General features: G+C 37.8%; 5 protein-coding genes. All 5 read left to right on the plus strand.

Annotated features, from left to right (window positions below):
• Window positions 1-1181, plus strand: a 1181-nt coding sequence (locus JCM9152_RS20555; protein WP_035347595.1) for an IS4 family transposase, incomplete at its 5' end; no start/stop codon positions are given.
• Between the two features lie 517 nt (window positions 1182-1698).
• Window positions 1699-3039: a murein hydrolase activator EnvC family protein gene (locus tag JCM9152_RS20560; protein WP_003321467.1), complete on the plus strand. Its 1341-nt coding sequence runs from the start codon at window positions 1699-1701 to the stop codon at window positions 3037-3039.
• Window positions 3040-3254: 215 nt separating this feature from the next.
• A complete protein-coding gene (gene copZ, locus JCM9152_RS20565; RefSeq protein ID WP_003321466.1) occupies window positions 3255-3461 on the plus strand; it encodes a copper chaperone CopZ in 207 nt (68 codons plus the stop codon).
• Window positions 3462-3673: 212 nt separating this feature from the next.
• Window positions 3674-6136, plus strand: coding sequence for a heavy metal translocating P-type ATPase (locus JCM9152_RS20570; protein ID WP_003321465.1), 2463 nt, complete (start codon window positions 3674-3676; stop codon window positions 6134-6136).
• 58 nt (window positions 6137-6194) lie between these two features.
• The gene (locus tag JCM9152_RS20575; protein ID WP_003321464.1) at window positions 6195-7517 is read left to right on the plus strand and encodes a hypothetical protein; all 1323 of its coding nucleotides are present in this window, start codon (window positions 6195-6197) and stop codon (window positions 7515-7517) included.
• Window positions 7518-7584: the final 67 nt, after the last annotated feature.

The raw sequence follows: 7584 nt of genomic DNA on the forward strand, positions 1-7584 counted from the left end.
TTGTCACTTCTAAAAAGAGCGAGCGCTATCCAGGCAAGGATACCGTCTATCGTTTTTTAAATCATTCCAAATTTGCTTGGCGGAAATTCCTTTTACTCTTTAGTACAGCTACCATTCAAAAGGTCAGTGTGCTTACGTCAAAGGACCGTCCAAAAGTGCTCATTATTGATGATTCTACGTTTGATAGAAATCGGAGTAAGAATGTGGAGTTACTTGCCCGTTGTTTTGATCATGCTTCCTTGAAAATGCGATTTTATAAAGGATTTCGAATGCTTACATTAGGCTGGTCAGACGGTTATACTTTCATGCCGGTTGACTTCTCTTTACTAAGCTCAAAAACGTCTTCGATTAATGGGATCAACGAAGAAATTGATAAACGAAGTTCTGGTTACAAGCGCCGTAGCGAAGCTCTCCAGTCAGCACCTGATCAAATCCCAGCGATGATTGAACGAGCATTATCCAATGGTATCGAAGCCTCTTACGTATTGATGGACACGTGGTTTACTCAACAACCTTTGATTCAGGCGATCGTCGAACAAGAACTTGACGTCATTGGCATGGTCAAAAATGCGAAACAACGTTATCAAGTTGATGGTCAAATGGTTTCATTGAAAGAACTCTACCGATCCGCGTCGCCCATTCAAGGAAAGAAAGGGCTTCTTCGTTCTATCACGACGACGATGAAAAACGGTGTATCGGTTAAAGTCGTGTTCGTTCAAAACCGTAATAAGAAGAGTGAATGGCTTGCCATTCTAAGTACAGATTGTACGCTTTCCGAACAAGAGATTGTGCGTATTTACGGTATCCGTTGGGATATTGAAGTGTTCTTTAAGACAACAAAATCGCTTCTTCGCTTACAGAAAGAGTTTCAAGGACGCTCGTATGACTTACTTATCAGTCATACAACCATTGTTTTTACTAGATACATCGCCCTTTCGTGGCAAAATCGTTGCCACACGGATGAACGTACATTAGGTGGTTTATTTTACGACCTGTGTGACGAAGTGAATGAACTCGATTGGGCTGTAGCATTACAGCAATTAATTGAGCTTCTTCAAGATGTCTTGAAAAAAACGAACAAACAAACACAACAATTACTTAAAAATCAACTATCACTATGGATTGCAGGTTTACCAAGCTACATCAGGGCTTACCTGCCTAATTTGGTCTGCGAAAGTTGAGTCAATTAGATTAACAAAAAGTTATGGTTCGTAAAATATTGAATTAAACTCAACTACTCATAGTTAATCTAGCAAAGTAACTATCGGCCCCATTAAAATTAACCCAACTTTCTTTTATTTCTCCCTCATTCAAGAATAACTAGGCTTAATTCATCTTCCAAAGTTAATTAGAGAAATGAACTTAATTTAAACATTAAGTAAGCATATGAAATGAAACTGTAATATAAATGCTCAAAAATTTCTCTTCCTAAATGGTAAAATGATTCAAGATACGACAAGAAAAAAGAAATTCTATCAGAATTCAGCAAAATCCACCATGGATAAGTTTTATAAATCAGAGAAACTACTTAGTTGATCTTTAAGCTATGCTCCAATCTTAATCTATGAAGCTACTGTTAAGAATTTCATATGAAATTCTTAACAGTGGTTTTGACTTGAAAATAAACTTGGATTAATATTTGAACTTTTTAATATTAACTAAACGAAATCTTAAAGACTATCAAGGAGAGAATATTGTATGAAAAAGAACGCCAGGGCTATAGTGATAACTCTATTGCTAGTAGGATCTCTTACCGTAGATCCTTTAAACCAGACAGTATTAGCAAACAGTGATATAGAAAGCAAATTATCTAACATTGAAAAAGAACGTGAAGAAAATAAAAAAGAAGCTGGGGAGAAGCAAAAAGAACTCGAACAATTAGAGCGAGAGAAAAAAGAAATCATAAATGAAATTGAACGATTAGACCATGAGTACGCAGAAACGAATCAAAAAATTCGCGAGAAGCGTGCAGAGATTAACCAAGTTAGAGAAAATATAGAAAAGTTACAAGCAGAAATAATTATCATTGAAGAACGTATAACAGAACGTGACAAATTGTTAAAAGATCGAGCTCGCTCTATGTATCAGTCAGGTGGCTCAATTAATTATTTAGAAGTAGTCTTAGGGGCCAAATCTTTTGGTGATTTCTTAGACCGTTTGAGTGCCTTAGCAGTCATAGCCCAGCAAGACCGTAATATTTTAGATGCCCATATTGAAGATCATCTTGAGTTAGAGAAAGCTAAAGAGAAGGTAGAAAAAGAGCTGCAAACATTAGAAGGGCATTTGATAGAATTAGAAAATTTGATGGAAAAGCTTGAGAAGCAGCGTGATGAGAAAGAAAAAATAATGAAATTAGTCGAAAAACAAGAGGACGAGCTACATACAGATCTAGGTGAACTCGAAGGAGCAGACGAAATTTTACGTGCTCAAGAACAGGCACTTAAGAATGAATTAGCTGCACACGAAGAACGTCTACGCCGCGAAGCTGAAGAAGAACAAAAGCGTCAGAATGCCGAAGCTGCTGCAACAACATCTAGGAGTAATTCAGGAAGTGCGAACAACTCAAATTCCAATAATTCGAATGGAAGTACGTCTCAAGTCCATAGTTCACCGTCAGTAACTAGCTCTGGTTTTATGCGACCGGCAACAGGCTCGATCACATCAACATATGGTCCTCGAGCTGTTTTTGGTGGACAAATGCATTATGGAATTGATATTGGTAAAAATGGACGGACTGGTGATGTTCCTATTGTTGCTGTTCAAGAAGGAACAGTTGTCCAGTCTTATTATTCATCAAGCTATGGTAACGTGGTATTAATTGCTCACCAGGTAGATGGACGATTAATTACAACCTTATACGCTCATATGGAGAATCGTGAAGTTTCATCTGGACAACGTGTGTCAAAAGGTCAACGTATAGGACTTATGGGGAATACAGGCCAATCATTTGGTGCACATCTTCATTTTGAAGTGCATGAAGGTGGATGGAATGCGGCAAAGTCAAATGCTGTTGATCCGTTTCGTTATATACCAAGATAAGATATTAAAGGAGGGATGATTATTTTCATTCCTTCTTTTTTTATCCTTTTATATTCTGAAATTCTTAAAGTTAGTATGCATACTTTTTTGATCCCTCCTTCTGTTCAATAAGTGTTCAATTTCAACGAAGTAATTAACTTGATTACCGTAGGGGGGTATGGTAAATTTAGTTTGAAAAGAAAATATCATATCATTCATTTTAGGAGGTTAAAATAATGGAACAAAAAACATTAAAAGTGAACGGAATGTCATGTGGGCATTGCATAAGTACAATAGAAAACAATATAGGAAAGTTAAATGGTGTCAACTCAGTAAAAGTTATGCTGTCTGAAGGGAAAGTAAACCTTAATTATGATTCTGGTGTTATTTCATTAGATCAAATTATTCATGAGATTGAAGAACAAGGATATGATGTAGAATGAAGTAGTTGCATGGGATCATATAAGTGAGGTCGCACGATTTTAGTACGACCTTCTTCACTATTTTCATTAGCTTTATCTAAATGAAGATACTTATAGAACAAAGAAGAATCTGTGATGTATCTCACATATTTTCTTTACATTCTTTTGGTAATCTATAAGGGAAATATGATCACAATAACAGTATTATTCGAATTGTAAAGGAGGGGAATCAGGTGAGTAAGATGATATTTTCGGTAAAAGGAATGACATGTGCCTCTTGTGTCAATCGCGTTGAAAAGATGATCTCAAAAGTAGAGGGTGTTCGATCTGTTAATGTAAACCTGGCAGCCAATCAAGCTCAAGTTGAAGCGGATGAAACAATAGAAATGTCTGAGGCAATTATAAAGGCTATTGAGAAGGCTGGATATGATGCTAAGCCCATTGATAACGATGATCAAAGAAAGGTTCTATTTTCTGTAAAGGGAATGACCTGTGCATCATGTGTTACCCGTGTGGAAAAGGCTATTGCAAAAGTAGAAGGTGTGCAATCTGTTAATGTGAACCTGGCTGCTAATCAAGCTCAGGTTGAAGGAGAAAAAGGAATATTAGATCCCGAAGCTGTTATAAAACGAATTGAAAAGATAGGATATGAAGCATCAATTATCAATGAAAATGAACAGAGAGAAGAATCTGATGAGCAAGAGGTAGAAACGAGAAAGCTTTTAAAAGATTTTACAGTAGCAGCCGTCTTAACAACCGTTGTGTTAGTTGGTAGCATCCCTCACATGATGCATGGCTGGGGAGCATGGGTACCGACATTTTTGTCTAATCCTTTATTCTTACTTGTGTTAACAAGTTACATCCAACTCGTACCTGGTTGGAGATTTTACAAAAATAGCTATAAGGTATTAAGAAATGGTTCAGCAGATATGAATGTATTAGTAGCAATGGGTACGTCAGCTGCATGGCTTTATAGTGGTGCGATGACGTTATTTCCGGATCAGCTTACGGCAATGGGCTTCCCGTACCAACTTTATTACGATGTCACAACCGTTATTACGACGCTTATCCTCTTAGGACGTTACTTTGAAGCGAAAGCAAAAGGGCAAACCTCTACGGCAATTAAGAAATTAATGAGTTTGCAAGCAAAAACAGCCAGAGTGATTAGAGATGGAAATGAACTCGAAATTTCTGTTGATGAAGTAAAGATTGATGATGAGATCATTGTAAGGCCAGGTGAACGTATTCCGGTCGATGGAGTCGTCACGAAAGGTAGATCTACGATAGATGAATCCATGTTAACCGGTGAGTCTATCCCAGTAGAAAAAGTATCTGGAGATGAGGTTATCGGTGCGACTATTAACAAATCTGGAAGTTTCCGTTTTCGTGCAACAAAAGTAGGGAAAGAAACGGCACTCGCACAAATTATTCGAATGGTTAATGAAGCTCAAGGTTCGAAAGCTCCCATTCAACGTGTCGTTGATTTAATTTCTGCTTACTTTGTACCGGCAGTCTTACTAATAGCGGTAGTCTCATTTATTGTTTGGTATTTTGTCGGTCCGGACCCAAGTCTGATTTTCGCATTAACTACCTTTATTGCGATTCTTATTATTGCTTGTCCTTGCGCGTTAGGTTTGGCAACACCAACAGCAATCATGGTTGGTACAGAAAAAGGAGCTGAAAATGGCATCCTAATTAAAAATGCTACAAGTTTAGAACGTGCCCATAAAATTAAGACTGTTGTTTTAGATAAGACCGGTACCATAACGGAAGGCAAGCCAAAACTAACAGATATCATTACAACTGATATAGTAAGTGAACAGGAACTATTGCAAGTAGCTGCATCAGTTGAAACTGCATCAGAGCATCCATTAGGTGAAGCCATTGTGGAAGCTGCCAAAGAAAAAGACCTTCCTATAAATGACCCTGAATCTTTCGAAGCGATTGTTGGTCACGGATTACTTGCCACATTAAATAACAAAGAAGTCTTAATTGGCAACATCAAACTGATGAGTAAATACAATATTGATTTGGGGTTATACGAAGAAAAAGCAATTACATTAGCTGATCAAGGGAAAACACCCATGTATGTTGGGATTGACGGGGAATTTGCAGGGATCATAGCAGTAGCTGATACATTGAAAAAAGGAACCATCCCAGCAATCAAAGCCTTAAAATCGATGGGTATTGAAGTGATTATGTTAACAGGCGATCATAAACGAACGGCCAAAGCGATTGCAATGGAAGCCGGAATCGATAACTATATTGCTGAGGTGTTACCTGAACATAAGGCAGAAGAAGTAAAAAAACTACAAGGAGAAGGAAAAATGGTGGCTATGGTCGGTGATGGTATCAATGATGCTCCTGCACTCGCTCAAGCCGATGTAGGAATTGCCATTGGAACGGGGACGGATGTTGCGATGGAAACCGCAGATATCACTTTGATGCGTGGTGATATTAAAAGCGTTGTAACGGCCCTCAGACTATCTAAATCAACGATGAAGATGATCTGGCAGAACCTTGGGTGGGCATTTGGTTATAACATTGTCTTGATTCCAGTAGCAGCGGGTTTACTATATCCCCAATTTGGAATTCTGCTGAATCCTATGATAGCCGGAGCAGCAATGGCATTTAGTTCTGTTTCGGTTGTGTTAAACACTTTAAGACTTAAAAAATTCAAATCAACGATTGAGTAGAGTTAATTTGGATAAGATAAAGGCAGGAGAGATAAATGGAGTTATTTATTAGAAAGGAATGGATAAATTGAAAAAATCAAAAGCTACTAAGTTGATGTTAGTTGTCTCCTTCTTACTTTTAAGTATGCTCCTTGCCGCTTGTACCCAAGCCGAAGAAGATCATGCAGGGCATCAGGATATCGAAAAAAGCGAAGAAATGGATCATATGGACGAAGAGATGGATCATGAAGGGCACCAGGGTGACTCAGTTAACGTAGATAGATCGAATTTAGAACAGGAAGCGGCAAAAGCTCCGGAGAACCTCAATAATTTAGCAACTGATGAATTAAAGGTCGTAAATACTAAGAACATTACTCGAATAAATGAGGATGATCCTATCCAATTATCCATTCACGTATCTCAAACTGTTTGGCCAGCAACCCATGAGGAAAATCAACCTGGGACAGTTATATTGGCTCCATTAAATCAATGGCAATATTCCTTAGCCGCTCTAACACTGGTTCACCATCCTAATGATGGTCCTATGTTGTATTTGGACGGAGAAATTTCTGAAGATGTCTTAAATGAACTTAATCGACTACAACCAAAAGGCAATAGTGAAGACACTCAAGTCCTCGTGGTTGGCGATCTTCCAGAAGCAGAATTAAATAAATTAAACGCCTACAATGTTGAACAAGTACAGGGTGCAAATGTAGCAGATTTTGCTAGGAACATTGAAGAAAAATTTACAGAAACCATTAATGAAGTTCATCCAAATGTAATAATTGGTTCTTCAGAGGAAGACGCAAAAGAATATACAATTTCTGTTGGAAATTGGATTGCTCACATGAATGAATCTGTACTTTATGTTGATAATGATGGGATTCCACAAGAAACAATTGATGCTCTTAATGCAAGAGAGAATGGGGTAACGATCTATCTTGTAGGACCAGAAGATATTATATCTGATGAGATTGCTCAAGAGTTAGAAACGTATGGAACGGTTCACCGAATTGAAGGGGATAATCCAGTAGCTCAATCCATTGAATTCGCCTCATATAAAGATGCTGAAACAGGATTTGGTTGGGGAATTACTAGTCCTGGGCACGGTTTTGTGTTTTCATCAACTAATACACCTGAACTTGCCATTGCGGCTGCTCCTTTTGCTCATTTAGGAAAGCATGCTCCAATGATGTTGTTAGATGAAGGTGAAATCACAGATGAACTTTATCAGTATCTTGCCAAAGTTAAACCCGCATTTCAGGAAGAACCAACAGAAGGACCATATAACCATGGCTTTATAATTGGTACATTTACTGATATTCCATTTATAACTCAAGGTATATTAGATGAAAAACTGGAAATTGTCTCATTAGGTGGAGATGACCACGGAGGACATTAATAAATGGAGGAGAGGTTCCTATGTCAACCTCTCCTCTTAAAGTTCGGATTTCAATCTTATGTAAATT

Origin of the sequence: Halalkalibacter hemicellulosilyticusJCM 9152 (assembly GCF_000513115.1) — a bacterium.
GTDB classification, from domain to species: Bacteria; Bacillota; Bacilli; order Bacillales; family Bacillaceae_D; genus Halalkalibacter; species Halalkalibacter hemicellulosilyticus.

Bases quoted from the DNA above. Each gene is read 5' to 3' on its own strand.
- JCM9152_RS20560 (WP_003321467.1), top strand. From the start codon at position 1,699: ATGAAAAAGAACGCCAGGGCTATAGTGATAACTCTATTGCTAGTAGGA.
- copZ (WP_003321466.1), top strand. From the start codon at position 3,255: ATGGAACAAAAAACATTAAAAGTGAACGGAATGTCATGTGGGCATTGC.
- JCM9152_RS20575 (WP_003321464.1), top strand. From the start codon at position 6,195: ATGGATAAATTGAAAAAATCAAAAGCTACTAAGTTGATGTTAGTTGTC.